At 64.9% G+C, this 26,175-nt stretch carries 19 protein-coding genes; 8 read left to right on the top strand and 11 right to left on the bottom strand.

Annotation, left to right across the window (positions count from 1 at the left end):
• Positions 1 to 46 precede the first annotated feature (46 nt).
• Positions 47 to 1,015 carry a hydroxymethylbilane synthase gene (gene hemC / locus DRB87_RS05990; protein WP_130025230.1) on the bottom strand — a complete coding sequence of 323 codons (969 nt, stop codon included), beginning with the start codon at positions 1,013 to 1,015 and terminating at the stop codon, positions 47 to 49.
• A gap of 186 nt (positions 1,016 to 1,201) precedes the next feature.
• Here hemC and ppc point away from each other — a divergent pair, with 186 nt between their 5' ends.
• From ppc to argH, 3 genes are all read left to right on the top strand, one after another.
• Positions 1,202 to 4,060, top strand: a complete 2,859-nt coding sequence (ppc, locus tag DRB87_RS05985; protein ID WP_130025229.1) for a phosphoenolpyruvate carboxylase — start codon at positions 1,202 to 1,204, stop codon at positions 4,058 to 4,060.
• A 405-nt stretch (positions 4,061 to 4,465) separates the two neighbouring features.
• Positions 4,466 to 5,065: a gamma subclass chorismate mutase AroQ gene (gene aroQ, locus DRB87_RS05980; protein WP_165385245.1), complete on the top strand. Its 600-nt coding sequence runs from the start codon at positions 4,466 to 4,468 to the stop codon at positions 5,063 to 5,065.
• Positions 5,066 to 5,278: 213 nt separating this feature from the next.
• Positions 5,279 to 6,676 carry an argininosuccinate lyase gene (gene argH / locus DRB87_RS05975; protein ID WP_130025227.1) on the top strand — a complete coding sequence of 466 codons (1,398 nt, stop codon included), beginning with the start codon at positions 5,279 to 5,281 and terminating at the stop codon, positions 6,674 to 6,676.
• A gap of 113 nt (positions 6,677 to 6,789) precedes the next feature.
• Here argH and gltS read toward each other — a convergent pair whose 3' ends face one another.
• From gltS to apbC, 4 genes are all read right to left on the bottom strand, one after another.
• A complete protein-coding gene (gene gltS / locus DRB87_RS05970; RefSeq protein ID WP_130025226.1) occupies positions 6,790 to 8,004 on the bottom strand; it encodes a sodium/glutamate symporter in 1,215 nt (404 codons plus the stop codon).
• A gap of 354 nt (positions 8,005 to 8,358) precedes the next feature.
• A complete protein-coding gene (locus tag DRB87_RS05965; protein ID WP_017235062.1) occupies positions 8,359 to 10,644 on the bottom strand; it encodes an arginine/lysine/ornithine decarboxylase in 2,286 nt (761 codons plus the stop codon).
• Positions 10,645 to 10,749: 105 nt separating this feature from the next.
• Positions 10,750 to 11,319, bottom strand: a complete 570-nt coding sequence (gene dcd / locus DRB87_RS05960; protein WP_026132167.1) for a dCTP deaminase — start codon at positions 11,317 to 11,319, stop codon at positions 10,750 to 10,752.
• Positions 11,320 to 11,442: 123 nt separating this feature from the next.
• Entirely contained in the window at positions 11,443 to 12,570 is a 1,128-nt protein-coding gene (gene apbC, locus DRB87_RS05955; RefSeq protein WP_255501466.1) for an iron-sulfur cluster carrier protein ApbC, read from the bottom strand.
• A gap of 230 nt (positions 12,571 to 12,800) precedes the next feature.
• Here apbC and DRB87_RS05950 point away from each other — a divergent pair, with 230 nt between their 5' ends.
• Positions 12,801 to 13,445: an OmpA family protein gene (locus DRB87_RS05950; RefSeq protein WP_017235059.1), complete on the top strand. Its 645-nt coding sequence runs from the start codon at positions 12,801 to 12,803 to the stop codon at positions 13,443 to 13,445.
• Positions 13,446 to 13,908: 463 nt separating this feature from the next.
• Entirely contained in the window at positions 13,909 to 16,017 is a 2,109-nt protein-coding gene (metG, locus tag DRB87_RS05945) for a methionine--tRNA ligase (RefSeq protein WP_130025224.1), read from the top strand.
• 162 nt (positions 16,018 to 16,179) lie between these two features.
• Here metG and DRB87_RS05940 read toward each other — a convergent pair whose 3' ends face one another.
• Positions 16,180 to 16,908: a bifunctional 2-polyprenyl-6-hydroxyphenol methylase/3-demethylubiquinol 3-O-methyltransferase UbiG gene (locus DRB87_RS05940; RefSeq protein ID WP_130025223.1), complete on the bottom strand. Its 729-nt coding sequence runs from the start codon at positions 16,906 to 16,908 to the stop codon at positions 16,180 to 16,182.
• Between the two features lie 96 nt (positions 16,909 to 17,004).
• Positions 17,005 to 17,466 (bottom strand): Lrp/AsnC family transcriptional regulator, encoded by a 462-nt coding sequence (locus DRB87_RS05935; protein ID WP_026132166.1) that lies wholly within the window; start codon positions 17,464 to 17,466, stop codon positions 17,005 to 17,007.
• A gap of 54 nt (positions 17,467 to 17,520) precedes the next feature.
• On the opposite strand from DRB87_RS05935, the gene DRB87_RS05930 reads away from it, so the two are divergent.
• On the top strand, positions 17,521 to 17,847 hold the full coding sequence (locus DRB87_RS05930; protein WP_240756204.1) for a DUF6356 family protein: 327 nt from the start codon (positions 17,521 to 17,523) through the stop codon (positions 17,845 to 17,847).
• A 45-nt stretch (positions 17,848 to 17,892) separates the two neighbouring features.
• On the opposite strand, the gene bamE is transcribed toward DRB87_RS05930, so the two are convergent.
• The 4 genes from bamE to DRB87_RS05910 all read right to left on the bottom strand — a co-directional run bounded on the left by bamE (position 17,893) and on the right by DRB87_RS05910 (position 24,491).
• Entirely contained in the window at positions 17,893 to 18,429 is a 537-nt protein-coding gene (bamE, locus tag DRB87_RS05925; RefSeq protein ID WP_130027749.1) for an outer membrane protein assembly factor BamE, read from the bottom strand.
• A 133-nt stretch (positions 18,430 to 18,562) separates the two neighbouring features.
• On the bottom strand, positions 18,563 to 18,811 hold the full coding sequence (locus DRB87_RS23895) for a translocation/assembly module TamB domain-containing protein (RefSeq protein WP_370363937.1): 249 nt from the start codon (positions 18,809 to 18,811) through the stop codon (positions 18,563 to 18,565).
• A complete protein-coding gene (locus DRB87_RS23890; RefSeq protein ID WP_130025220.1) occupies positions 18,733 to 22,635 on the bottom strand; it encodes a translocation/assembly module TamB domain-containing protein in 3,903 nt (1,300 codons plus the stop codon). The genes DRB87_RS23895 and DRB87_RS23890 overlap by 79 nt, the downstream gene beginning before the upstream one ends.
• A 98-nt stretch (positions 22,636 to 22,733) precedes the next feature.
• Positions 22,734 to 24,491: an autotransporter assembly complex family protein gene (locus DRB87_RS05910; RefSeq protein ID WP_240756203.1), complete on the bottom strand. Its 1,758-nt coding sequence runs from the start codon at positions 24,489 to 24,491 to the stop codon at positions 22,734 to 22,736.
• A 338-nt stretch (positions 24,492 to 24,829) separates the two neighbouring features.
• Between DRB87_RS05910 and DRB87_RS05905 the strand changes: the two genes are divergently transcribed.
• Both DRB87_RS05905 and DRB87_RS05900 read left to right on the top strand, forming a co-directional pair.
• Positions 24,830 to 25,012 carry a DUF3460 family protein gene (locus DRB87_RS05905; protein WP_017235051.1) on the top strand — a complete coding sequence of 61 codons (183 nt, stop codon included), beginning with the start codon at positions 24,830 to 24,832 and terminating at the stop codon, positions 25,010 to 25,012.
• A 222-nt stretch (positions 25,013 to 25,234) separates the two neighbouring features.
• Positions 25,235 to 26,062 (top strand): ScpA family protein, encoded by an 828-nt coding sequence (locus DRB87_RS05900; protein ID WP_130027747.1) that lies wholly within the window; start codon positions 25,235 to 25,237, stop codon positions 26,060 to 26,062.
• The last annotated feature ends 113 nt before the right edge of the window (positions 26,063 to 26,175 follow it).

Genomic DNA, 26,175 nt, shown 5'->3' with positions numbered 1-26,175 from the left:
GCTGGCGCAACGCCAGCGGCGGGCGGCAAGACCGGCGCGCGCGGGCTCAAGTGGGAGGATCCTTGGGCTCGGGCGGCGGCACCAATGCCAGGCCTCCCGCATCGATCAGTTCCTGCGCGACCCGCTTCCCGAGCGCCTCGGCGCCGGCCACATCGCCTTCGGCGACATTGGCCGTGCCCTGAGCGCGAAGCACCATCGCGCCGTCCGTCGACGCAATGAAAGCGCGCAGTGCCAGGTCGCCCTGCGGCGTAAATTCGGCAAACGCGCCCAGCGGCACCTGGCACGAGCCCCCCAGCGCACGCGACACGGCGCGCTCGGCGCTCACGGCCAGCGTGGTGTGGCCGTGGTGAAGTGCAGCGAGCCATTGCAGGATTTCGGGACGTCCCGCGCGCACTTCGATGCCCAGCGCGCCCTGCCCGGCGGCCGGCAGGCTCACCTCCGGCGCGAGCGTGGCGCGAATGCGCTCGCCCAATCCCAGGCGTTTGAGACCGGCCGCCGCAAGAATGATCGCGGCGAAATCGCCCCGGTCGAGCTTGCCCAGACGCGTATCGAGGTTGCCCCGCAACGGCGCCACCTTCAGATGCGGATACCGGGCACGCAAACTCACTTCACGGCGCAGGCTCGACGTGCCGACCACCGCCCCGGCCGGCAATGCCTCGAGACTGTCGTAGTCGTTGCTCACGAAGGCGTCGCAGGGATCCTCGCGCTCGAGCACGGCGGCCAGCGTGAAGCCGTCGGGCAATTGCATCGGCACGTCCTTGAGCGAATGGACGGCGAGATCGGCGCGTCCATCGGCCAGGGCAAGTTCGAGTTCCTTGACGAAAAGCCCCTTGCCGCCGACCTTCGCGAGCGAGCGATCGAGAATTTGGTCACCGCGAGTGGTCATTCCGAGGATACTCACGCGACACTGCGGATATAATTTGTGCAGCGCGTCACGCACGTGTTCGGCTTGCCACATGGCGAGCCGGCTCTCGCGCGAAGCGATCACCAGGGTTTCAGGAGCAGCGAAGTTCATTCAGCAACCGCGTGAAGACCAAAAGAAAAAATGGTAACACGCTTGACCGGCCCGAACGGCGGGTCGTGAGAGGAGCGACATGAAGAGCAGCGCAAAGGTAAAAGCCCCGCAAGAGGGCCTCGCCAAGTCGGTCGGCAAGATTTCCCCGCGAAAGCAGCAGCCGCGGCCCCATCCACTTCCCGCCAGGTGGCGGATGGGCCGGCCAAGGGCAAGGCCCGCCGCTCGCGTGAAGACAAGGACGCCCCGCTGCGCGAGGACATCCGCTTCCTGGGCCGTCTGTTGGGCGACGTGCTGCGCGAGCAACAAGGCAGCGACGCGTTCGATCTGGTCGAGACCATTCGCCAGAATGCGGTGCGCTTTCACCGCGAGGGCGACCGCAGCGCCGCGAAGGCGCTCAACAGCCTGCTCAACGGCCTGACCAATGAGCAAGCCATTCAGGTCGTGCGCGCGTTCAGCTACTTCTCGCACCTGGCCAATATCGCCGAGGACCGCCATCACAACCGCCGCCGCCGCGTGCATGCGCTCGCCGGTAGCCGCGCCCAGCCGGGCAGCCTGCGCGCCGCCCTGCAAAGTCTGAAAGATGCCGGCCTCGCCGATCCTGCCACGCTCCAGGCGTTCTTCGCGAGCGCGCTCATCGTGCCGGTGCTCACCGCCCACCCGACCGAAGTCCAACGCAAGAGCATTCTCGACGCCGAGCGCGAAATCGCCCGTCTGCTCGCCCATCGCGACGACGCCCTCACCGAGCGTGAGGCCTCGCGCAACACGGAATCGATGCGCGCCTACGTCACCACGCTCTGGCAGACGCGCATGCTGCGCAGCTCGCGCCTGACGGTGGCCGATGAAATCGAGAACGCACTGTCTTACTACCGCAGCACGTTCCTCTCCGAGATTCCCGCCCTGTACGACGACGTGAGCGCCGAGCTTCACGACGCCGTGCCCGCCGTGCGCGCCGAAGGCCTCGGCCGCTTCCTGCAAATGGGTAGCTGGATCGGCGGCGATCGCGACGGCAACCCGAACGTCACGGCGCAAACGCTGCAACTGGCCATCACGAGCCAGGCCACCGAGATCTTCGCGCACTACCTCGAACAGGTGCACTTGCTGGGCGCGGAGTTGTCCGTCTCGCAACTGCTCGCCGGCTCCAGCGACGCGCTGCTCACGCTCGCGCGCCGCTCGCCCGACGATTCGCCACACCGCACCGACGAGCCCTATCGACGCGCCCTCATCGGCGTGTACGCGCGTCTGGCCGCCACGGCGCGCGAGTGGGTCGGCCATGTGCCGCACCGCGTCGCGGTCGGTCGCGCCAGCCCGTATCTCGACGCGAGCGAATTCATCTCGGATCTGAATACGGTCGTCGCGTCGCTCATGGCGCATCACGGCGGCGCCCTGGTCGCCCAGCGCCTCGGGCCGCTCGTGCGTGCCGCCGAAGTGTTCGGCTTCCATCTGGCCAGCATCGACCTGCGCCAGAGTTCGGACATTCACGAAGCCGTCATCGCCGAGCTGTTCGCCAAGGCGGGCATCGAAGCCAATTACGCGAAGCTCGACGAAGACCAGAAGCTCGCCCTGCTGCTGCGCGAACTGCGCGAGCCGCGCCCGTTGTTCTCGCCCTATCTCGACTACTCGCAGCGCACGCGCGACGAGCTGGCCGTGTTTGCCGCGGCGCGCGACATCCGCGCCCGCTTCGGCCCCCGCGCGGTGCGCAACTACATCATTTCGCATACGGAAACCGTGAGCGATCTGGTGGAAGTCATGCTGCTGCAAAAGGAGACCGGCCTCTTCCAGGGGGCGCTGGGTGGCAACGGCGCGAAGGCCATCGAGCCCAAGGTCGGTGCGATGGTCATCCCGCTGTTCGAAACGATTGCCGACTTGCGCAATGCGCCGGTCATCATGCGCGCGTTCTTCGACATTCCCGGCATGTCCGAGGTGGTCACGCAGCAAGGCGGCGAGCAGGAAGTCATGCTCGGCTACTCCGACAGCAACAAGGACGGCGGCTTCCTCACGTCGAACTGGGAGCTGTACAAGGCCGAACTCGCGCTGGTGCATCTGTTCGAGGAGAAAGGCATTCGCCTGCGCCTGTTCCACGGCCGCGGCGGCACTGTGGGGCGTGGCGGTGGCCCGACCTATCAGGCCATCCTGTCGCAACCGCCGGGCACGGTGAAGGGGCAGATTCGTCTGACCGAGCAAGGCGAGATCATTGCGAGCAAGTTCGCCAACCCGGAGATCGGGCGTCGCAACCTGGAGACCATCGTGGCGGCCACGCTCGAAGCCACGCTGCTGCCGAGCCGCAACCAGCCGCCGCGTCTGGCCGCGTACGAACAGGTCATGCAGACACTCTCGGACACGGCCTTCGCCGCGTATCGCGACCTCGTCTACGAGACGCCGGGCTTCACCGACTACTTCTTCTCGGCCACCCCGATCGCGGAAATCGCCGAGCTCAACATCGGCTCGCGTCCCGCCTCGCGCAAGTTCTCGGATCCGAAGAATCGTCGTATCGAAGACCTGCGCGCGATTCCGTGGGGCTTCTCGTGGGGCCAGTGCCGTCTGCTCATCACCGGCTGGTACGGCTTCGGCAGCGCCGTGCAGGCATTTCTCGACGGCGGGCAAGGCAAAGCCGCGAAGGCCGACGCCGAAGGTCGCGAAAAGCGTCTCGATACCTTGCGCCAGATGGTCAAGCGCTGGCCGTTCTTCGCGACGCTGCTCTCGAACATGGACATGGTGCTCGCCAAGACCGACCTGGCCGTGGCGTCGCGTTATGCCGAACTGGTCCCGGACGAAAAGCTGCGCAAGCGCGTGTTCAATCGCATCGTTGCCGAATGGCAGAGCACCTCGCAGGCGCTCGCGCTCATCACCGGTCACGAGGAACGACTGGCGGACAACCCGCTGCTCGCCCGCTCGATCAAGAACCGCTTCCCCTACCTCGATCCGCTCAACCACTTGCAAGTCGAGTTGTTGCGCCGGCATCGTGCGGGGGAATCGGACGAGCGCGCCCGACGTGGCATCCACCTGTCCATCAACGGCATTGCCGCCGGGCTGCGCAACACGGGCTGACGTCCTCGCGGCGTGACGCCGCCGCGCCGGCTCCGCAGTCCGCGGGGCCGGCGCACAACGGCGATGGGCCGGAAACGCCATCTTGGCCGCGCGCTACTCTGCTTGAGATTCTCCCCAACGACAGTGGATCGATAGAACGGTATATTTCGGAAATTCGATTCGATGGCTGCTGGGGGCCCATCCATCATGCAATCCGATTCCAACGCAGTATCCGCGCGAGGTACCCGCTTACGACGGGTCTCCAGACGCCTCACGGCCACCGCGCTTGGCCTGATTTGCGCAGGCGCGCAGGCGGGTCCGGCCATCCAGATGTCACCACACATCGCCAGCACCAGCCTTTCCTCATCCGCATCCTCGCCCCCGCCCGCGCCCGTTTCGCATGCACTCGCTGCGGCGCCGCACGGCGTGCGCGGTTTGGCCGTACGCCTCGTCTCGCAAACGCTCGCGACGTCGCCCGCCAGTCCACCCAAGCCGCGGCCGATCGTCGATCCCGTGCTCGACCCGCTGATGCACGGCATTCTGGAGCGGCTGGCGATCAGCGAAGCGGTTGCGCGGACCAAATACACGTCAGGCAAGCCGGTGCAGGACACCCCGCGCGAGCAGGCGTTGCTTGACAGCATGGGAGACCGGGCCACCCAGTACGGCCTGACGCCCGCGCAGGCGCGCACGTTCTTCCGTCTTCAGATTGAGGCGGGCAAGCTGGTGCAGACGGCCTTACTGGCCCGCTGGAAGCGCGAAGGCAGCGCGCCCGGGGAGCCGGTCGATCTGGCCACGCGTTTGCGCCCGGCGCTCGACCGGCTCGGCACTTCGCTCATGCGCGATCTCGGTCGCCTGTGCGCATTGCCCGACGATCCATCGCGCATGGCGCGCATTCACCACGCCCGCGAGCGGATCGCCAACGCGGCGAAGCTCGAAGCGCTGCAACGTGCGGCGTTCGACGAGGCGACCTCGGGACTGTGCCTGTCGGCGCCGCCGCGCGTCTGGACGCTGTCGATGACGCACTGACCGGCACGCGCTGGCCCGGCCGCGCTCGACGCTGCGCGGACCGAGGCACCCTGCCCTGAGTGCTGTCGATGCGGCGCTGGCTCGGGCGCGCTGGCCCCGCCGTCGGCCGAGTCGATGGGCCAACGCCGGGGTTGTATAATCCCGGTTTGCCGTGCTCCGCCACGGTCCGCTTCCATCTGCCCCCGATGGGCCTCGATTAGCCAAGCTACGACAATGACCTCCCAACTCCACAAGAAAGGCGAAGCCTGGTCGGCCCGCTTTTCCGAACCCGTTTCCGAACTCGTCAAGCGCTATACGGCGTCGGTCTTTTTCGACAAGCGCCTGGCGCCGTTCGACATCGAAGGGTCGCTTGCCCATGCCGATATGCTTTCGGCGCAAGGCATCATCAGCGCCCAGGATCTGGCCGACATCCAGCGCGGCATGACGCAGATTCGCGGCGAGATCGAGCGTGGCGAGCTCGAGTGGCAACTGGATCTCGAAGACGTTCACCTGAACATCGAAGCGCGCCTGACCGCCCTCATTGGCGATGCCGGCAAGCGCCTGCACACCGGACGCTCGCGTAACGATCAGGTGGCGACCGACATCCGACTGTGGCTGCGCAGCGAAATCGATCGCATCGGCAATCACCTCGGCGACCTGCGCCGGGCATTGCTGGATCTGGCCGATCAGCACAGCGCCACGATTCTGCCCGGCTTCACTCACCTGCAAGTCGCACAACCGGTGACGTTCGGTCATCACCTGCTGGCTTACTTCGAGATGTTCAGCCGCGACGCGGAACGCATGCTCGACGTGCGCCGCCGCGTGAACCGGCTGCCGCTGGGCGCTGCGGCGCTCGCCGGCACGAGTTATCCGATCGATCGGGAACGGGTCGCGGCGACGCTTGGCTTCGAAGAAGTCTGCGCGAACTCGCTCGACGCCGTGTCGGATCGCGACTTCGCGATCGAATTCACGGCCGCCGCCGCGCTCGTGATGACGCACATCTCGCGCTTCTCGGAGGAGTTGGTGCTGTGGATGAGCCCGCGCGTGGGCTTCATCGATCTGGCCGACCGCTTCTGTACCGGCAGCTCGATCATGCCGCAGAAGAAGAACCCGGACGTGCCCGAACTCGCGCGCGGCAAGACCGGTCGCGTCAACGGTCACCTGATCGCGCTGCTCACGTTGATGAAGGGGCAGCCGCTCGCGTACAACAAAGACAATCAGGAAGACAAGGAACCGCTGTTCGACACGGTCGACACCGTGATCGACACGCTGCGCATCTTCGCGGACATGGTGCCGGGCATCAAGGTACGCGAAGCCAATATGCGCAACGCCGCGCTGCAAGGCTTCTCGACCGCCACCGATCTGGCCGACTACCTCGTCAAGAAGGGTCTGCCGTTCCGCGACGCCCACGAAATCGTGGCGCATGCCGTGAAGATCTGCTCGGATCGCGATATCGATCTGGCCGACCTGTCGCTCGCCGAGTTGCAGAAGTTCTCGCCGCTCGTCGGTGAGGATGTCTTCGATTGCCTGACGCTCGAAGGCTCGGTCGCCAGCCGCAACCACATCGGCGGCACCGCGCCCGCCCAAGTGCAACGCGCCATCGCCGCCGCACGCGCGAAGCTCGCCAAGTAAGTCGGCCTGGCCAGGTCGTTCGACCTGGCGGGCGCCAACGAAAATGCCACCCGGATGGGTGGCATTTTTCATGCGCGCGAGATGGACGTACGCGCGGGATCACGGCCCTCGCATCAGAACAGCGGCAGCGACAGGAACCCCTTGATGATGATCGCGTTGAGGATGTCGATGAAGAACGCCCCCACCATCGGCACGATCAGGAATGCAATGTGCGACGGGCCGAAGCGCTCGGTCACCGCCTGCATGTTGGCGATGGCCGTCGGCGTCGCACCCAGCCCGAATCCGCAGTGGCCCGCCGCGAGCACGGCCGCATCGTAGTTGCGTCCCATGACGCGGAACGTGACGAAGATCGCATAAGCCGCCATCGCGACCGCCTGCACAACGAGAATCACGATCATCGGCAGCGCCAGCGTCGAGAGATCCCACAGACGCAGGGTCATGAGCGCCATCGCCAGAAAGAGCGAGAGACTCACGTTGCCAAGCACCGACAGCGAGCGCTCAAACACCTCGTAGCCCACGAGCGACAGCAAATTGCGCACAACGACACCGCTAAACAGCACGCACACGAACGTCGGCAATTCGAAGGCCGTGCCCGCCAGCCAGCGCGCAATGACCTCGCCGCCCAGCAAACAGATGGCAATCATCGCCACCGTTTCGATCAGCGCCTGCGCGGTGATCAACCGCACCGTGTGCGGCTGCTCGAAGCCCTCCGGCGTGGTCTGTTGCGCCGCGGCGGCGCCCGGCACGTTGGTGCCCAGACGCCCCACCAGGTAACGCGCGACCGGCCCGCCCAGCAATCCGCCGAACACCAGCCCGAAGGTGGCGCAAGCCATCGCGATTTCCAGTGCCGACTGCACACCGTAGCGCGCGGTCAGCGTGTCACCCCATGCCGCGCCCGTGCCGTGTCCGCCTGCCAGCGTAATCGACCCGCCCAACAAGCCGACGCCCGGCGCCAGCCCCATCATGGACGCAAGTCCCACGCCGATCGCGTTCTGTACGATCAGCATGCCCGCCACCACGCCAAGGAACAGCACCAGGCGACGCCCGCCGGCCTTCAGGCTCGCTAGATTGGCCGACAGCCCGATGGTCGCGAAAAAGGCGAGCATGAGCGGCGTTTGCAGCGACGTGTCGAACTTCAACTCAACCTGCCCGAACTGGCGCAGCGCCAACGCGCCCACGGCCACCAGCAGGCCAGCCGCCACGGGTTCAGGAATGCTGTAGGTGCGCAGCGGCCCAATCCATTCGACCAGCTTGCGCCCAAGCAACAACACCAACGTGGCACAGACAAGTGTGCCGTAGGTGCTGAACTCCAGTTGTCCGGTTTCCATGAATCCTCCCGCTCGAAAAAAGTGCGTCGAGTGTAGCAACCGATTCGGTCCAAATTAACGGGAAATCACCCAAATTGGCGCAGTTCGAGCCAAACCACAAATCGGGCATGCCGCGCCACATTTCAACGATCGCCGGCCATCTTCCGCCATTTCACGGCCAACTTCACAGACTCATCTACGCATCTTGCGCCCGGCGACGCCCAGCAACGCTCACCACGCGAAATGCGCCCGGCAAAAACGGGCGTATAAGGCGCGACGCCACGCGTTGGGCATCCGCATGCCGACTTCGCTGAAACAAAAAAGCCCCGTGCTTTCACACGGGGCCGGATGTCGCCTCAGGCGCGCTCGCGTCGCTTACTGGCGCACGCAATCCACAAAATACTCGGGGCGTCCGTCCACTTCCTCGACGACCAGACCGTGGATATCGGTATGGAAGCCCGGGAAGCGTTCGTTGAAGTCGCGCGCGAAACGCAGATACTCGATGATCGCGGCGTTGAAGCGTTCGCCGGGAATCAACAACGGAATACCCGGCGGATACGGCGTGAGCAACACGCTCGTCACGCGCCCTTCGAGTTCGTCGATGGGCACCCGGTCGATCTGGCGATGCGCCAGCTTCGAGAACGCGTCGGTCGGCTTCATCGCGGGCTGCATGTCCGAGAGGTACATCTCGGTGGTCACGCGCGCCACGTCGTTCGCCTTGTACACGCTGTGGATCTGATCGCACAGATCGCGCAGCCCGATGCGCTCGTAGCGCGGGAACTGCGCCACGAACTCCGGCAGCACGCGCCAGAGCGGGCGGTTGTGATCGTAATCGTCCTTGAACTGCTGCAGCTCGGTCACCATCGAATTCCAACGGCCCTTGGTGATGCCGATGGTAAACATGATGAAGAACGAATAAAGCCCGGTCTTCTCGACGATGATGCCGTGTTCGGCAAGGTACTTGGTGACGATGGCCGCGGGAATGCCGCTCTCGCCAAACTCGCCGTCCACGTCCAACCCCGGCGTGATGATCGTCGCCTTGATCGGATCGAGCATGTTGAAGCCGTCGGCCAGATCGCCGAAGCCGTGCCAACGCTCGTTGGCACGCAGCACCCAGTCGTCGCGCTGAATCGTGCCCTCGTCGCCCAGATGCTCCGGGCCCCAGACCGAGAACCACCACGAATCGCCATACTCGGCCGCCACCTTGCGCATGGCGCGGCGGAAGTCGAGCGCCTCGACGATCGACTCTTCCACCAGCGCCGTGCCGCCCGGCGGCTCCATCATCGCAGCCGCCACGTCGCACGACGCGATGATCGCGTACTGCGGCGAGGTCGACGTGTGCATCAGGTACGCCTCGTTGAAGCGATACGTGTCGAAGGTTCGCGCCTCCGATTCCTGCACCACGATCTGCGACGCTTGCGAAATACCGGCGAGCAACTTGTGCGTGGAGTGCGTGGCGTAGACCGTAGCCTCAGCCGAGCGCGGGCGCCCTTCGCCGATCGCGTGCATGTCGCGATAGAACTCGTGGAAAGCCGCGTGCGGCAGCCAGGCCTCATCGAAGTGCAACGTGTCGATGTTGTTGCCCAGCAATTCCTTGATCATCTCGACGTTGTAGATGACGCCGTCATAGGTGCTCTGCGTGATCGTGAGAATGCGCGGCTTGGCATTCGGATCGCGTTCGAGCACTTCGCGCGCGAACGGGTTCGCTTCGATCTTGGCGCGAATGACTTCCGGCTCGAACTCCGACTTCGGAATCGGGCCGATGATGCCGAGGTGGTTACGCGTCGGCGTGAGGAACACCGGCACGGCGCCCGTCATCGTGATCGCGTGCAGGATCGACTTGTGGCAGTTGCGGTCGACCACGACGATGTCGCCCGGCGCCACGGTGGCATGCCACACGATCTTGTTCGAGGTCGACGTGCCGTTCGTCACGAAGAACAGATGATCCGCGTTGAAAATACGCGCCGCATTGCGCTCCGACGCGCCCACCGGGCCGTTGTGGTCAAGCAACTGACCCAACTCTTCCACGGCATTGCACACGTCCGCGCGCAACATGTTCTCACCGAAGAACTGGTGGAACATCTGGCCCACCGGGCTCTTGAGGAACGCCACGCCGCCCGAGTGGCCCGGGCAGTGCCACGAATAGGAACCGTCGGCCGCATAGTGCGTGAGCGAGCGGAAGAACGGCGGCGGCAGCGAGTCGAGGTACGACCTGGCTTCACGGATGATGTGACGCGCCACGAACTCCGGCGTGTCTTCGAACATGTGAATGAAGCCGTGCAGCTCGCGCAGGATGTCGTTCGGAATGTGGCGCGACGTGCGCGTCTCGCCGTACAGGAAAATCGGAATGTCCGGGTTGCGACGGCGCACTTCCTGCACGAACGCGCGCAGGTTGATGATGGCCAGCGCCAGCTCGCCCTCGCCTTCACCGCCCGCTTCGCTCGAAAACGTGCCGAACTCGTCGTCGTCGATGGACAGGATGAAACTCGATGCGCGGCTCGCCTGTTGCGCAAACGAAGTCAGGTCACCGTAGCTCGTGAGACCGTTGACCTCCATGCCCTCGGCTTCGATGGCCTCCGCCAAGGAGCGAATCCCGGATCCGGAGATGTTTTCGGAACGGAAGTCTTCGTCGATGATGACGATCGGAAAACGGAATTTCATTGGCGTTCCTTCGACAAAAGAACGAGCCACGGTCCGACATGGCCGTGGCTCTTGGGCAGTGCGACGTTGCGGGTGCTCACCGGTGGCGAGTCAAGCCTGCGCAGGCTAGGTTTTCGGCAGCGTGACGCCACGCTGTCCCTGGTACTTCCCGCCGCGATCCTTGTACGACGTCTCGCAGACTTCGTCGGATTCGAAGAACAGCACCTGAGCCACGCCCTCATTGGCGTAGATCTTGGCCGGCAGCGGCGTGGTGTTCGAGAATTCCAGCGTCACATAGCCCTCCCATTCGGGCTCGAACGGCGTCACGTTCACGATGATGCCGCAACGGGCATACGTCGATTTGCCGAGACACACGGTGAGCACGTTGCGCGGAATACGGAAGTACTCGACGGTGCGCGCGAGCGCGAACGAGTTCGGCGGAATGATGCAGACATCGCCGGAGAAGTCGACGAACGACTTTTCGTCGAAGTTCTTCGGATCGACAATCGTCGAGTTGATGTTCGTGAAGATCTTGAATTCAGCCGCACAGCGAATATCGTAGCCGTAACTCGACGTGCCATAGCTGACGATCTTCTGCCCGTCCTGGGATTGCCGGACCTGCGACGGCTCGAAGGGCTCGATCATGCCGTGCGCCTCGGCCATACGCCGGATCCATTTGTCGGACTTGATGCTCATGTGTGGGCCTGAATGGGCGTGGTACGTGAAAAATTGGGCGTATTTTACGCGATTGTTGCGGTGCGGTGAGGTTTTCACGCGCACCGCGCCGCACGGGGCTCCCCGGGCCCCTGTGCGCCGTCCTTACGTGTTCTGAACGACGATCGACGGGAACTTGCTCGTCATGTCCTTCTGACGTGCCGCGATCTTCACCGCCATCTTGCGGGCAATGGCCTTGTAGAGCGCCGCGACCCGGCCGTCCGGGTCGCCCACCACGCTCGGCATGCCGGCGTCGGCGTGCACGCGGATACTCATCTCCAACGGCAGCTTGCCCAGCAGCTCGACGTCGAAATCGTGGCTCATGCGTTCGCCGCCGCCCACGCCGAAAATCGGCTCTTCATGTCCACAGTTCGAGCAGATGTGCAGACTCATGTTCTCGATGAGACCGAGGATCGGCACGCCGACCTTCTCGAACATCTTGAGACCCTTGCGGGCGTCGAGCAGCGCCAGATCCTGCGGCGTGGTGACGATGACCGCGCCCGTGACGGGCACCTTCTGCGCGAGCGTGAGCTGGATGTCGCCCGTGCCCGGCGGCATGTCGACGATCAGGTAGTCGAGGTCGTGCCAATTCGTCTGGTTGAGCAGCTGTTCGAGCGCCTGCGTGACCATCGGGCCGCGCCAGACCATCGGATTGTCCGGCTCGATCAGGAAGCCGATCGAGCTGGCTTGCAGGCCGTGCGCCGTCATCGGTTCGAGCGTCTTGCCGTCTTTCGACTCGGGTTTGCCGTGAATGCCCAGCAGCGTGGGTAGCGACGGACCGTAGATGTCGGCGTCGAGAATGCCGACGGTAGCCCCCTCGGCCACCAGCGCCAGCGCCAGATTCACGGCCGTGGTGCTCTTGCCCACGCCGCCCTTGCCCGACGCCACCGCCACGATGTTCTTCACGTTCGGCAGGAGCTTCACCCCGCGCTGCACCGCATGCGCCACGATTTTCTGGCTGATGTCGACCGCCACGCGTTCGACACCGGGCAGCTTGCCCACGGCATCGGTAATGCGCGTGCGCATCGCCTCGAACTGGCTCTTCGCCGGATAGCCGAATTCGATCTGGATACCGACGTGACCATGCTCGGCCACGACCTGCTTCACATACTTTCCGGCAATCAGGTCGAGCCCCGTGTCGGGATCGACGATGCCACGCAGCACTTCATTGATTTGGGCGACTTCCATTTGGGTCTCTCGCTCTGTCGAGGCGCGCCGGGAAAGCCCCGGCAAGCGCTAACAACTTGTAACATCCGTGGCGCACGCTCTCGATTAGCATGCGAGGCGCGCGTGTTATGGGGAACCCGCCGGCATGGCAATCTGTCCTTGCCTGCGGTTGACACTCAGCGCTATTGTAAAAGACCGCGCGCCGGCAGGTTCAAAACCCCTGCGACGCACGCGTGCTTCGGCGAAGTGCTCACGCGTTGTTTCACGACTGCTAGCTAATCGATAAGGAGCCTCACATGAATAAGAACTCTCTGCGCGCTTGCGCGCTCGTCCTGACCGCCGCCGCCATGCTGGCCGGTTGCCAGACGCCGCAGGGCACGAACACGGCGGTCGGCACCGGTGTGGGTGCGGCAGTGGGCGCAGGACTGGGCAACCTCATCGGAGGCAACACGACAGGCACGCTGATCGGCGCCGCCGTGGGTGCCGCCGCTGGCGGCGCGACGGGGTATAACTGGAGCGCGATCAAGAACACCTTGGGCGGCCACACGGCCGGCACGGGCACCACGATCTCCGAGCAGCCGGACGGCTCGCTCAAGGTCGCCGTCCCGAGCGACGTGACGTTCGACACCGGCCGCGCCGACATCAAGCCGAACTTCCGCGCCGTGCTCGACGACGTTGCCGCGTCGCTCAACCAGAATCCGGGGATTACGGCCAACATCGTGGGCCATACGGACAGCACAGGCGGCGATCGCATCAACATCCCGCTGTCGCAAAACCGCGCGTCCAACGTGATCCAGTATCTGAACAGCCGTGGTATCGCGATGAATCGCATGAGCGGTACGGGCGTCGGTTCGAGCCAGCCGGTCGCCTCGGATGCCACCGCCGCCGGCCGTGCGCAGAACCGTCGCGTCGAAATCCTGCTGCACGCACCGCGCGGCTGAACGCCTCGCGATTCGCTTTCTGCCGCCCGCTTTCTACCTGACGGGGCATTGGGATTTCGCCGCACAATCGCAGGTCCGGTCCGCCGGGCCTGCGTTCTGCCGACGCACCCGAGCAGCATGCTGCGACGCACCATCGAAAATCGGCACCTCAGTTGAACTAAACCCGTGTCACATCGCTCAGACCCTTCGGAAGTGCTGACTGTGGGCGCTTCCATCTCCTCTTTGTTATTGACGTTACGTGTGCCTAGTTAAGCCGGAACCTGGTTCCGGCTTTTTTTTGGTTCATCGTGGATTACCGCCCCACAGACGTCGCCGGCGCCATCGGCAACGGTCGGCCATTGCCTCGCTCTCGCCTCTGCGCCGCCGTGCCGGATTCATTGACCGAGTCGGGCGGTTGGGCGTCAACTGGCCTCGCCTGCTAGAATCGACCTTTCCCGGTTCCCTCAACGCACAGTCGATCCTCATGTCCCGCCGCATTCTTGTCACCTCCGCCCTGCCGTACGCCAATGGCCAGATTCACATCGGCCATTTGGTCGAATACATCCAGACCGACATCTGGGTACGGTTCATGCGGATGCAGGGCCATGAGGTCTACTACGTCGGCGCGGACGACACGCACGGCACGCCCGTCATGCTGCGCGCCGAGAAGGAAGGCCTCACCCCCAAGCAATTGATCGAACGCGTCTGGAAGGAACACAAGCGCGACTTCGACAGCTTCGGCGTCTCGTTCGATAACTACTATTCGACGGATTCCGAGGAAAACCGCGAATTGTCCGAAGGCGTCTATCTCGCCCTCAAGGCACAGGGTCTGATCGAAGCCCGCGATATCGAACAGGCGTATGACCCGGTCAAGGAAATGTTCCTGCCGGATCGCTTCATCAAGGGCGAGTGTCCGAAATGCGGCGCCAAGGACCAGTACGGCGATTCGTGCGAAGTCTGTGGTTCGACCTACGCGCCGACCGATCTGCTCAACCCGTACTCGGTGGTCTCGGGTGCCACGCCGGTGCGCAAGACATCCACGCATTACTTCTTCAAGCTCTCGGACAAGCGCTGCGAGCAGTTCCTGCGCAAATGGGTGGCCGGACTCGCGCAACCCGAAGCCGCCAACAAGATGAAGGAATGGCTCGGCGAAGACGGCGAGTCCACGCTGGCCGATTGGGACATCTCGCGCGACGCGCCCTACTTCGGCTTTGAGATCCCGGGCGCCCCGGGCAAGTATTTCTACGTGTGGCTCGACGCGCCGGTCGGCTACTACGCCAGTTTCAAGCACCTGTGCGCGCAGCGCGGCCTGAACTTCGACGAGTGGGTCAAGCCGGGGTCGACAACCGAGCAGTACCACTTTATCGGCAAGGACATCCTGTACTTCCACACGTTGTTCTGGCCGGCGATGCTCGAGTTCTCGGGCCATCGCACGCCGACCAACGTGTTCGCCCACGGCTTCCTGACGGTGGACGGCCAGAAGATGTCGAAGTCGCGCGGCACGTTCATCACGGCGCAAAGCTTCATCGACACCGGCCTCAATCCGGAATGGCTGCGTTACTACATCGGCGCCAAGCTGGGCAACACGATGGAAGACCTCGACCTGAACCTCGACGATTTCATCGCTCGCGTGAACAGCGACCTGGTGGGCAAGTACGTGAATATCGCCAGCCGCGCGGCGGGCTTCCTTCTCAAGCGCTTTGACGGTCGCGTGTCGCCGGACGCCATGCAGGCGCCACTGCTGGGGCAACTGCGCGCGGTTGCCCCGCAAATCGCTGCGCACTACGAAGCGCGCGAGTTCGGCAAGGCGCTGCGTCTGGTAATGGAACAGGCCGACGCCGTGAACGGTTACGTCGACACGGTCAAGCCGTGGGATCTGGCGAAGGATCCGGCACAAGCCGGCGCGCTGCACGAGGCCTGCTCGGTGTGCCTCGAGGCGTTCCGCCTGCTCACGCTGTACCTCAAGCCCGTGCTGCCTGTGACGGCCGAGGCCGTGGAGCGCTTCCTGACCATCGCGCCGCAAGTGTGGCAGGACGTGAGCCGCCCGCTCACCGCCGACACGGCGATCTCCGCCTACAAGCATTTGATGACGCGCGTCGAAGGCAAGCAGGTTGAGGCGTTGCTCGCGGCCAACCGCGACTCGCTGCAAGCGGCCGCACCGGCGGCCGAGGCGGCAGCGGCGAAGGGCAAGGACAAAGCCGCCAGGACGTCGGAGAAGGCCGAGAAGGCCGAGAACGGCGCGCAAGCCGGGGTCATCAACATCGACGACTTCGCCAAGATCGATCTGCGCATCGCGCGCATCGTCGATTGCAAGGCGGTCGACGGGTCGGACAAGCTGCTGCAACTTACGCTCGACGTGGGCGAAGCGCAAACGCGTAACGTCTTCTCCGGGATCAAGTCCGCATATCCGCAGCCCGAAGCGCTGGTGGGCAAGCTCACGGTGATGGTCGCCAACCTCGCGCCGCGCAAGATGAAGTTTGGTCTGTCCGAAGGCATGGTGCTCGCCGCCTCGGCCGCCGACGAGAAAGCCGAACCGGGCCTCTACATCCTCGAGCCGCACGACGGCGCGAAGCCCGGTATGCGCGTGAAGTAAAGCATCAACGTCCCGCCCGGATACGCCAGCGCCGTCGCATGACAACCGCCGGCGCTGCCCACCGAAAACACCCCGAATGCCAGACCGCTCGTCTGGCGTTGGGGTGTTTTGTCTTGTAGCGACGACCTCGTCATCGGCGTGGCCGCCGATCCGGCTGCCGCCCTATCGCGACGCCGACACCAGCAGCAGCATCGGCCGCTCCAGTTCTTCGGCCAACGACGGCACCTCGCGAATCTGCGCGGCGGTCGGTGCGAACTCGTCGATCTTCAGAATCCGAAAGCCGGCGTCGACAAGCGTATTCACCGTTGTGGCAAGCGTGCGGTGGTACTTCAACACCCCCTTGGCAAACCAATCGGTCCGACGCGCCCCCTCGACCGCATAACCATTGACCGGCCACGTTTTGCGCCCGTCTTCGTCGGCGATCCACTGCGGATGGGCCGCCGCCATGAACACCGGATGTTCGATGGTGAAGACGAAATGTCCGCCGGGCGACAGTGCCTCGTGGATGGCGCGCACCAGACGCCCGAAGTCGAGCACGTAGTGAAACGTCAGCGCGCTATAGGCCAGATCGAAGGCCGCGGGCGGCAGGTCGAGCGTATCGAGATCGGCGATGCGAAACGCAATCGCAGGATCGGACGTGTCGGCGCTCGCACGATCGATCATGTTCCGCGACAAGTCGAGTCCAAGCACTGAGGCCGCACCCTGTTCGCGCATCCAGCGCGAAGCCCAGCCAAAGCCGCAGCCGAGATCGACCACGCGCTTGCCGTGCAGGTCGGGCAGCATCGACTTGACGGCCGGCCATTCGGGCGCGCCGTCCAACCCCCACACCTGTCGAGGCAATTGGCTGTAACCGGCAAAAAAATCGGGATTGTCGTAGATGTTCTGGGCCATGAGATGCCTCCGAATGAATCGTTCGATGCGCCAGGGCGCCGGCGGCGCCTGGCATCGAATCTCTCACGAAGCATTCGGTGACATCAGGCCCGCGGGCTAGCGCAGATGATCCACCGGCAACGCGGTGGTGAATTTCACCGTTTCCATTGAAAAGCTCGCGCTGATGTCTTGCAGATCGGCCACGCGAATGAGCTTTTTGTAGAAACGGTCGTAGGCAGCGATGTCCGGCAGATACACCTTGAGCAGATAGTCGATCTCGCCCGCCATCCGGTGCATCTCGACAATTTCAGGCAATTCCCGTGCGCCCGCCACGAAGCGGACCATCCAGTCCTCACTGTGCGCTGCCGCCTTGATGAACACGAACGCGGTGACGCGCAAATCGAGTTGCTGAGGATCGCACAGCGTGACCTGCCCCGTGATGACGCCGTTCTCGCGCAGGCGCTGCACGCGCCGCCAGCAGGGCGTGGGCGACAGATGCACGGCTTCCGCCAGTTCGCCCAACGAGCGCGAGGCATCGGCTTGCAGATTTTCGAGAATTGCGAGATCGGTTTTGTCCATGACAGCCACCAGAGAGGAAAATTTTTCCAAATCCTACGCCATTCGGCAAGAAATTTGAAACCCTTTACCTCTCGTTGGCACGTAAACTTCAGAAACATTCCGAAAACAGGCGGCATCATGAAAATCTTCACTCAGCATCCGGCCTCTGTCGGTGAAAATTACCTCCAACACATGGGGTCGGCACTGTCCTTCGCGCTGCCCTTGCTGGGGGCATGTCTGGCGTGTCTCGTGCACGCACTGCTGCCGTTCCTGTTTGAGAAAACGGGCAGTCGAATCATCGTGCGCCTGCACGAACGCATGGTGACGCATCGCGACCGGCACGCCATGTCCGCGACGCCGTCCGAGAAGGCCGACGGCCAGCGATCGCAGGCAATGCCATAAAGCCGAGTCGCCGAGGCCGAGCGATCGGCCATCGCCTTGCCCCGATCAGGGACGCTCCGACGCAGGATCCGCCGAGCGCGACGTGACCGTCACCCGGCCATCGGGGCCGAAGTGGGCGTTGAACATGCCCGCCGTGTTGACGCCGTCCTCAAGCCAGCGCCAGCTCCACACGGTCTCCTTCTTCAGTCGGTACTCCGCCACGGTCGTCGGCTTGCCGAGCAGGCGCCGCACATCGTCCTGCGACATGCCCGGGTGCACCTGTTCGAAGTTCTCGGGTGAGAGCGCCTGGATGACGCCACGCAGCTTCCCGTCAGGCGAGATGTCAACCATATAGGTCCGCAAGCCCCCCGGCGCACGCGGATACTCCAGCCGCCGTGAGCCGTCGTCGTTCTCCCAGACGATTTCCGGCTTGCCCATCTGCTCGCGCACCTGGGCTTCGGTCGTGACGCCCGGTGTGAGGTTGCGCAACAGCATGTCATCCGGCTTGATAGCGTTGACCGTATCGCGCGCTTTTTCACGCACCTTGTCGATCTGCTGCTGATCACAGCCGAACAAGCCCAACAGACTCGCGAACAATCCCATGGCGACTCCCGAACGAAGACCCCGGCGCAGCTCCTGCGCCGAGTGAACGAAACTGCGCAACGTTGTCATGGCAGCACCTCCTTTTTTCCGTATTTTTCCACGCATTTGGCGCGCCGCGCCGTCCCGGCATCGATCAGTCGAAGCGACGGTTGAACAGCACGTCGAAGCCGGACAGCGAACCGGTGCGCAGCACCAATTGCCAGCGACGCGACAGTTGCCACGTAATTTTCACGATACTCGCGGCGCTGGTCAGACTTTGCTCGTATCCCAGGGCGAAGTTGTCCGAGATTGCCTTGCCCACCCTCACGACCTGCTCGTCGTCCGACAGGCCCGAATCGCTGGTGCCGATGCTGAACTCGTCGATCCCGAGATCCTTGATGATGCGTCTGCCGCCCGTGGCCCCGAGCAGTGCCGTGGCCGCCCCCGCCATCGCCTGACGCTGGCCGAGCCCCGCGCCATCGGGCCGTGGCCGAACATCAGCCACGAGAGCTTCTCCTCGTCCGACACGTTCGGCTCTGAGACGAGCGACACACGCGGCTGGCGCACCGTGCCCGTCACCAGCACCCCGGCGGCGACTTCCTGATTGCGGCGCATCGCCTGAATGTAGATCTCCGGATTGTCGAGCGGGCCGACGAAGTTGATCTGACCGCGCTCGATCGCGAGCTTCCGGTCGAACGCCTCGTACGTGCCCTCCGCCACCGTGATCGTGCCGGTTGCGCGCATCGTCGTGAGTGGATCACTCTGCAAACGCACGCTGCCGCGCAACAGCAGGTCGGCCCCGGCACCGACGAAACGGAAGTCCCGCCCCAGATCCACGTTCACGTTGATGTGCGGCGAGAAGCGGCTGGCCGGCTTCGCGCTGATGCGGGCAGCCTCTTCCTTCGCATCGAGCGGCCGGGTGCGGGCCTGCGCGCCGCCGCGCACCACCACGACATCGTCGCCAAGCTTCGGCGCGCTGGTCGGCGGCAGCGCAAAACGGGCCCGGTCGATGGTGAACTTGCCGGTCACGGCCATCGCGTCGCCACTGCCCATCGCCTTCGCCTCGCCGGTAAGGGATAGCTGCCGGTCCGGCGCGGCGAACAATTGCAGCTTGTCGGCCGTGAGCGTAACGCCGAGCGTCGGCTCGGGCGTGTCGAGCCGGATGTTGCCCGTTGCCCGTGCCGTGCCACCGCCACCGCCCGTCACGACCACGTCGCGCAGCACGATCTCGGTCGGCGTGAGCAGCACGCGCACGCGTCCATTCTTGACGCGCACGCCCGTGTCGAACATCTGCATCGACAGATCGTCGGCGGTCAGCTCGCCGGTGGGACGCGGCTTGCCTACCGTGCCCGCGAGCGTCACTTGCAGGTTCGCACGCCCCTTGAAGGCAAATTGCGCCCCGGCCAGACGCTCGAAATTCGACAGATCGGGAATGGCAATGGCGAGGCGTCCGGCGAGCGGCGCGGTGTCCGGCACCTCGGGAATGCCGCCCTGCACATGCAGGCCCGCCTGTATGTCGGCGTCCAGCGTGCCGACCAGCGACGAGACGGCCTTGAGCGTGACGTGCGCTGTCTGCCCCGCCAGGTCGACGCGCGCGCGCAGCGCCGAGATCCCGAGCGGCACGCGCGCCCCCACGCCGCCCTTCTCCGCTGTCAGGCCGGGAACGCCTGTCACCGTCACGTTCACGCTCTCGTTCAACCCGCCGCGGCGCAACGTGACGTCACCACTGCGCCGCACGACTTCGACGAAGCCGTCGGCCCGCTGACCGGTGTGCACGTCCCATTTGCCGTCAAGCACAAGGTCGCTGGCGACCGACGGCGACTCGCCCGTGAACGCGTGCATGACGCGCAGCACCTGCGCGACGTCGAGCGTGTCGAGGGTGCCAGCCGTCTTCAGTTGTCCATCGCCGTAGTCGAGGTTTGCCAGTGACGCCGTCCCTGCATCCGTCACGAGTTTGGCCGCGCCAAGATGTACGCGATCGGCGCTCACCTGGACCTGCCACGGGGACGCAAGGGTGAGCTTCGGCACGCCCCGGTTCTCGAGCGTCTGGATCGTGCCGCGCCAGCCTGGCTTGCCGCGCGTATCGGTCACGGCGCCGGCGGCATCGAGATTCATGTCGAGCGGCGCTTCGCGAAGCTTGCCCGCCGCCTTCAGGTGCAATGTGTGTGCGCCGCGTGTGCCCGCTAGCGCAAGCGAGAGCCGGTCGAGCCGCGCGATGTCGCTGGTCAGGCCCTGGCCCTCGAGCGTCACGTTCAGCCGGTCGCCCGCCGCGCCCGGCAGGCCGCCGCTGACGTCCACCTTCCCGCTCAGATGCTGGAGCTTTTGCGCCCCGAAGACGAGCTTGTCGGCCGCGAGCGTCGCGACCACGACCGGACGCTCGATCGTGCCCGACACCTGCCCGTCCAGTTGCAGGCGACCTGCGAGGCCGAAGCCGAGCTTGTCGAGCGACGGCGCGTCGATCTTTACCGCCATCTTGTCGCCCGCGGTGCCAAAGCTGCCGCGCAATTGCACCTGGTTGCCCGCCACGAGCAGGTTGGCGTCACTGGGCAGCAGACGCGTGCCCGCCAGCCTCACCGTGCCAGACCCGCTCATCGGCAAATCGGCGTAGACGCTGTCCTGCAATGCAAACTTGAGCGCGAGTCCGAACGCCGGACGCAGCGCCCCCTGCGCATCGACCTGACCCGTGACGCTCGCCGCTGGTGGCTTGGTACCCCGCTTTTGCGGGCCGTAAAGGTCATACCAGGCGGCGGGATCGAAGCGTGTGAGTTTGATCTGCGCCCGATAGGCGCCTGTATCGTCGTTTTCGAGAACGCCGGTGGCCGCAACCTTGCGATTGCCGGCCTCCAGCGAGAGCGCGTTGACGGTGGTGCCCTTGGCATCGAGACCGATGTCGGCCAGCACACGTCGGGCCGCGTCGCGCCAGTCGAGGACGATGTGTTGCCCGGTGGCGTCGAGCTTGATGTCGAGCGGCCCGCCGAGCGTCGTCGCAGGCAGCTTGCGGTACAACGCGCGCAGATCGAGATCGCGCATCGTCAAAGCGAAGCCGCCGACGGTCGACTCGGCATCCGCCGACGTCGGCGGCGCCGCCTTTGCGGCGCTGGCCGCATTCGCCCCCTTCGCCCCCGTCGCCCCCGTCGCCCCCTTCGCCGCCGACGCGACAGGCGCCGTTGTCGCCGCCACCGATACGGCCCCCCTCTCCCGACGCAGCTCGCCACTGCCGGTAAGCCGGCCACCGCCCACAAGCTTCAGCTCGATATCGGTCAGCGCCTGATGCGTCGCATCGAGCAGCACCTGCGTGCGCAGGCTCTCGACGGGCAGCCCGCCGGCATCGATGGCCCCTGGCTTGGCATTCGTCACGGACACCGGCCCCACCACGCGGAATGTTTTGGCCCCCGGCGCCGGTCGCAAATCGGCCTGCACCGCGAGATCCGCCTGCGGCGCCGTGGGATCGAAGTCGCGCGGATTGAGGTGATTGAGCGACACCTGCGCGCGCGAGAGCGGCACGGCGCTGAACGGCGACGCGGCAATGTGCGCCGTACCGTTCAGCGTCTTTCCGGTCGCCGTCAAGTCGACGACGAGCGCGTCGAGCGAGCCGGACAGGTCGGCCTGCAGAGCGACCGGAATATCGCCCGCCTTCGCTTGCAAGCCGACGTTGCCGCCCAGCGCGAACGGACGCCGGCCGTTCAACTGCACATTCGCCCGCACTTCGCCGTAGGGCGTGCCGAGATGTTCGATCCGAATCGTGTGTTGCGTGCCGTCGCTGCGCGCGGCGACGCGAACGTCGTCCAGCACCAGCGCAGGCGAATGCAGTGTGAGCTTCGCCACACGCACGTCGTTGAGCGTGAGGCCGAGCGGCAGACGCAGGCTCGACGGCATCGTCGTGGGTGTGGTCGACGGCGGCGATGGCGCAAACGCCATCTCCACGTCCCCCGCCTGCAACTTGTCGACGGTGAAATGCAGCGGGCGCAAGCGCAAGTCCCAACGGCTTTCGAGTCGGCTCACGGTGATGCGCGTCGCCCCGTCGAGATAGCGCAGGTCGTTCACGGTGAAGCCGTGCGCGAGGCTGCCGCTGCGCCATTCCCCCGAGAGTTTGCCGCCGAGCGTCGACACGGCCGTCTGCCACAGCCAGCGGCTGCCGCGCTCGCTCGACATCGCCCAGAGCAGCGCGCCAATGACCAACACGACGATGAGCAGGACGGCGAGTACGACGCCCGCCAGCGCTCGCACCCATCGCCGGTGACGCGCAGGCGGCGATGGTGGCGTGGGTGGCGATGGTGGCGGCTCGGATGGCGACGGCGGCGGTGAGGTATCGAGTGGCATCGTCATCAGAAAGCCACCCCCAACGAGATGGCAGGACGGAACTGCTTGTTGCGCACGCCATAGCCCAGGTCGAGGTTCACCGGCCCGACCGGGCTGCGCCAGCGCACACCGACCCCCACGCCGTGATACAGCGGCGTGGGATGACGATAGTCGTCGGTGGCCGTGCCGACGTCCCAGAACACGGCCCCGCCCCAGTCACGCGTGACCCAGCGCTGATATTCGAGACTTGCCGTGCCAAGGTACTTCGTGGGGAACGTGGTGCCGTTCTGCTGACGGCCAATGCTCTGATACGTATACCCGCGAATCGACGACGTGCCGCCCGCGAAGAACAGCAGCGACGACGGAATCCGGTTGCTGTTGCCGTTGGTGAGCACGGCGCCAAGCTCCAGGCGCGCGATCACGATGTCGCGTTGGCCCACGGGAAAGTACTGACGGATACGGCCATAGAGACGCCCAAAACTCTGATCGGTGAGGACCGGCTTCGCCGCGACGCCGATCTGCGTGTTCACAATGTTGCCCTTGCGCGGAAAGATCAAGTCGTCGACATCGCGACGGTTCCACGAAAATGCCGCCACGAGCGCCTTGTTGAGGAAAGGCTGGCCGCCGTCGGGACGTTCGTCCGCGCGGTAAAAGTCGAGCGTATAGGCCCAGTCGTAGCGATCGCGCGAGCGGGCGCGCTTGATGCCGATCTGGGTCGAGCGTTGATCGAGACCATTCAGATACGTGCGCTCGAACGATCCGCGAAGGCTGTTGGTGTAGGCGCTGGTGTCGGGCGGCATGGCGATCTCGGCGTATCCGCCCTGCCGGTACTGTTCCAGACGCGCCTGCGTATCGAACGTCCACGCGCGGCCAAACAGGTTGTAGTACGAATAACGCCCGTTGACGCTCGCGCCGGTATCGGTCGTATAGCCGACCCCGCTTCGCACGCGCTGCGTGGGGAATTCGCGCACCTTGACTTCGACCGGTGCGTTTTCGGCACGCGCCGGGTCCTCCGTGACCGAGATGATGACGTTCGAGAAGTATGGCGTGGCCTGAATCTGACGCTGCAGTTCCCGCAAGCGCTCGGCGTCGAACGGCTCGCCCTCGGACAGCGGATTGACATTGCGGATGATCTGCGCCGGATAGCGCCGCGTACCGGAGATGATGAGCGGACCGAGGGTGAAGGGCGGACCGCTCTCGTACGTCGCGACGAGCGAGGCAGCGTCGTTATCGGCATCGACCACGGCGCGCGCGAAGGCCATTTTCGCCGCGTGATAGCGCTTCTGTCCCAGTTGGAACAGGGTGTCGTCCTTGGCCTTGTCCCAGTCGGCCTGACGGAACGGCGCATCCACCGGCAGCGCCCAGGCATTGCGCAACTGCGCGACACGCTGTGGATCCTGCTCGATCACCGGCCCGGTGAACGTGAGATCGACGTTCTTGATATGCGTGCGCGGGCCGGACGCCACTGCGACATGAACGTCGCGCTTGCCGTTGATGGTGGCCACATCCACATGCGTGACGGGCGAGAAATAGCCTTCCGTCGACGTGAGTTCCTGCACCTGCTCGCCCACGGTCGCGATCAGATGTTCGAACTGGGCCTCGCCAATGTCGTCACGCGCGGCGTAGCGCACGAGATCGAGGTTGTCCGTCAGGAGCTTGGCCAGGCCGTTGGGGGCGTCGACACGAACGCGATAGTCGGCTTGCGCCGCACCGGGCATTCCCAGGCCCAATATCAAGCCGGCCAGCGTGACCAGCTTGGCCGGTAGCGTGCGCAAAGGGGGCACGACTGGGCGACGGCAAACGTCGTCACCGGGAGGGATCTGCGAGACGGTCAAAACCTTCCTTGGCGTGTTCAATGGTGCCGCCGGTCGTGCGGCATGCGGTCAATGGCGCTCAATCGCACCTTGGGTGCAAGCATGGCACAGCATTGGCGCGTGCGATGCGCATGTAAGGCGTATTTGAGACGTGTATGACGCGTATTTGACCATAACCCTTCCCCCCGTTCACCCGCTTGGCCCAAAACAGCCAAAACGGTGGGCCGGGGACGGGTTTGCGGTAGAATCTGCGTCGATTGGCGCCGTCCCGATGGCGCCGCTGTTGCCTATTTTTCGAGCAATCGACCATGTACGAATCCGACATCACCCAATTCATCAAGCAACTGAAGACCGAGAAGCCGACGCTGGAAGCCGAACAGCGTCAAGGTCGCGCCCTGCTGTGGGACAAGCAGCCGATCGATTTGGACGAGCGCCGCCAGGCCCAGCAGTCGCGCGTGGCCCAGCAGCCCTACGTCTATCAGGGCGAGTAAGTCGCCGCTGCCCGGCCGAGTCCCGTCTTGAATCCGAGTCCGCCCGACGATCCGTCGTACACGCCCGAGCCGATCCCCGACGTCGCGCCGGCGTCGGCGCACGTCGATGCGACGGCGTCCGAGGCATCGTACGCACCGGAGATATCGGACCGACCGGAAGCCCCGGACGCGTCGGGGCCAGCATCGCCCCAGCCGCGCCCGGCCGGCAGCGCGGCGACGGAGCTGCCCGCGCCGCACAGCGGACATGACTCCACGCCCGACACGGTCGACGGCGTGGCGCGTGCGCGCCTGTATGGCGAGCCGCTCTTCGCCCTGCCGAACGATCTGTATATTCCGCCGGACGCGCTCGAGATCTTCCTCGAAGCTTTCGAAGGCCCGCTCGACTTGCTGCTGTATCTGATCCGCAAGCAGAACTTCAACGTGCTCGACATCCCGATGGCGCAGGTCACGAAGCAGTACCTGCTCTACGTCGAACAGATCCGCCGGACCAATCTCGAGCTCGCGTCCGAGTATCTGCTCATGGCCGCGATGCTCATCGAGATCAAGTCGCGCATGCTGCTGCCGGTCAAGAAGGCCGACACGGGTGAAGACGCCGAGGACCCGCGCGCGGAACTCGTGCGCAGGCTGCTCGAGTATGAGCAAATGAAGCTCGCCGCGCAGAAGCTCGACACGCTGCCGGTGCTCGGCCGCGACTTCCTGCGCTCGCAGGTCTATATCGAGCAAAGCCTCCAGCCGCGCTTCCCCGATGTCGACGCCGAGGACCTGCGCGCCGCGTGGGCCGAAGTGCTGCGCCGGGCCAAGCTCGTGCAGCATCACAAGATCTCGCGTGAAGAGTTGTCCGTGCGCGAGCATATGAGCCAGATTCTGCGACGCTTGCAAGGCGCACGCTTCATGGAGTTCACCGAACTGTTCGACGTCACGCGCGGCGTGCCGGTCGTGGTGGTCAACTTCATCGCCATGCTCGAACTCTCACGCGAGTCGTTGCTGGAGATCACCCAGGCCGAGCCGTTTGCGCCGATCTATGTCCGCCTGACCTACTCGCCCAACTGAGCGCCCAACGAAGCGCCCAGGAAAACTCGGGGCGGCGCGAGTCCGCCATGCCAGCGCGGTTTTGCGCACGCCCATTGAGATTTCCTCTACAATCGCCCGGACGTTTTGGCGGC

This window comes from Pandoraea sp. XY-2 (assembly GCF_004193915.1).
In the GTDB taxonomy this organism is placed as follows: Bacteria; Pseudomonadota; Gammaproteobacteria; order Burkholderiales; family Burkholderiaceae; genus Pandoraea; species Pandoraea cepalis.
Note: the sequence above shows the minus strand (reverse complement) of the source record. Positions and strands in the feature narration are given on the sequence as shown.

Excerpts from the sequence above, each read along its gene's own strand:
- DRB87_RS05940 (WP_130025223.1), bottom strand. The coding sequence starts at position 16,908 with ATGGCCCAGAACATCTACGACAATCCCGATTTTTTTGCCGGTTACAGC.
- DRB87_RS05965 (WP_017235062.1), bottom strand. The coding sequence starts at position 10,644 with ATGAAATTCCGTTTTCCGATCGTCATCATCGACGAAGACTTCCGTTCC.
- DRB87_RS05905 (WP_017235051.1), top strand. The coding sequence starts at position 24,830 with ATGTACGAATCCGACATCACCCAATTCATCAAGCAACTGAAGACCGAG.
- argH (WP_130025227.1), top strand. The coding sequence starts at position 5,279 with ATGACCTCCCAACTCCACAAGAAAGGCGAAGCCTGGTCGGCCCGCTTT.
- bamE (WP_130027749.1), bottom strand. The coding sequence starts at position 18,429 with ATGGGATTGTTCGCGAGTCTGTTGGGCTTGTTCGGCTGTGATCAGCAG.
- dcd (WP_026132167.1), bottom strand. The coding sequence starts at position 11,319 with ATGAGCATCAAGTCCGACAAATGGATCCGGCGTATGGCCGAGGCGCAC.
- hemC (WP_130025230.1), bottom strand. The coding sequence starts at position 1,015 with ATGAACTTCGCTGCTCCTGAAACCCTGGTGATCGCTTCGCGCGAGAGC.
- DRB87_RS05950 (WP_017235059.1), top strand. The coding sequence starts at position 12,801 with ATGAATAAGAACTCTCTGCGCGCTTGCGCGCTCGTCCTGACCGCCGCC.
- DRB87_RS05935 (WP_026132166.1), bottom strand. The coding sequence starts at position 17,466 with ATGGACAAAACCGATCTCGCAATTCTCGAAAATCTGCAAGCCGATGCC.
- metG (WP_130025224.1), top strand. The coding sequence starts at position 13,909 with ATGTCCCGCCGCATTCTTGTCACCTCCGCCCTGCCGTACGCCAATGGC.
- gltS (WP_130025226.1), bottom strand. The coding sequence starts at position 8,004 with ATGGAAACCGGACAACTGGAGTTCAGCACCTACGGCACACTTGTCTGT.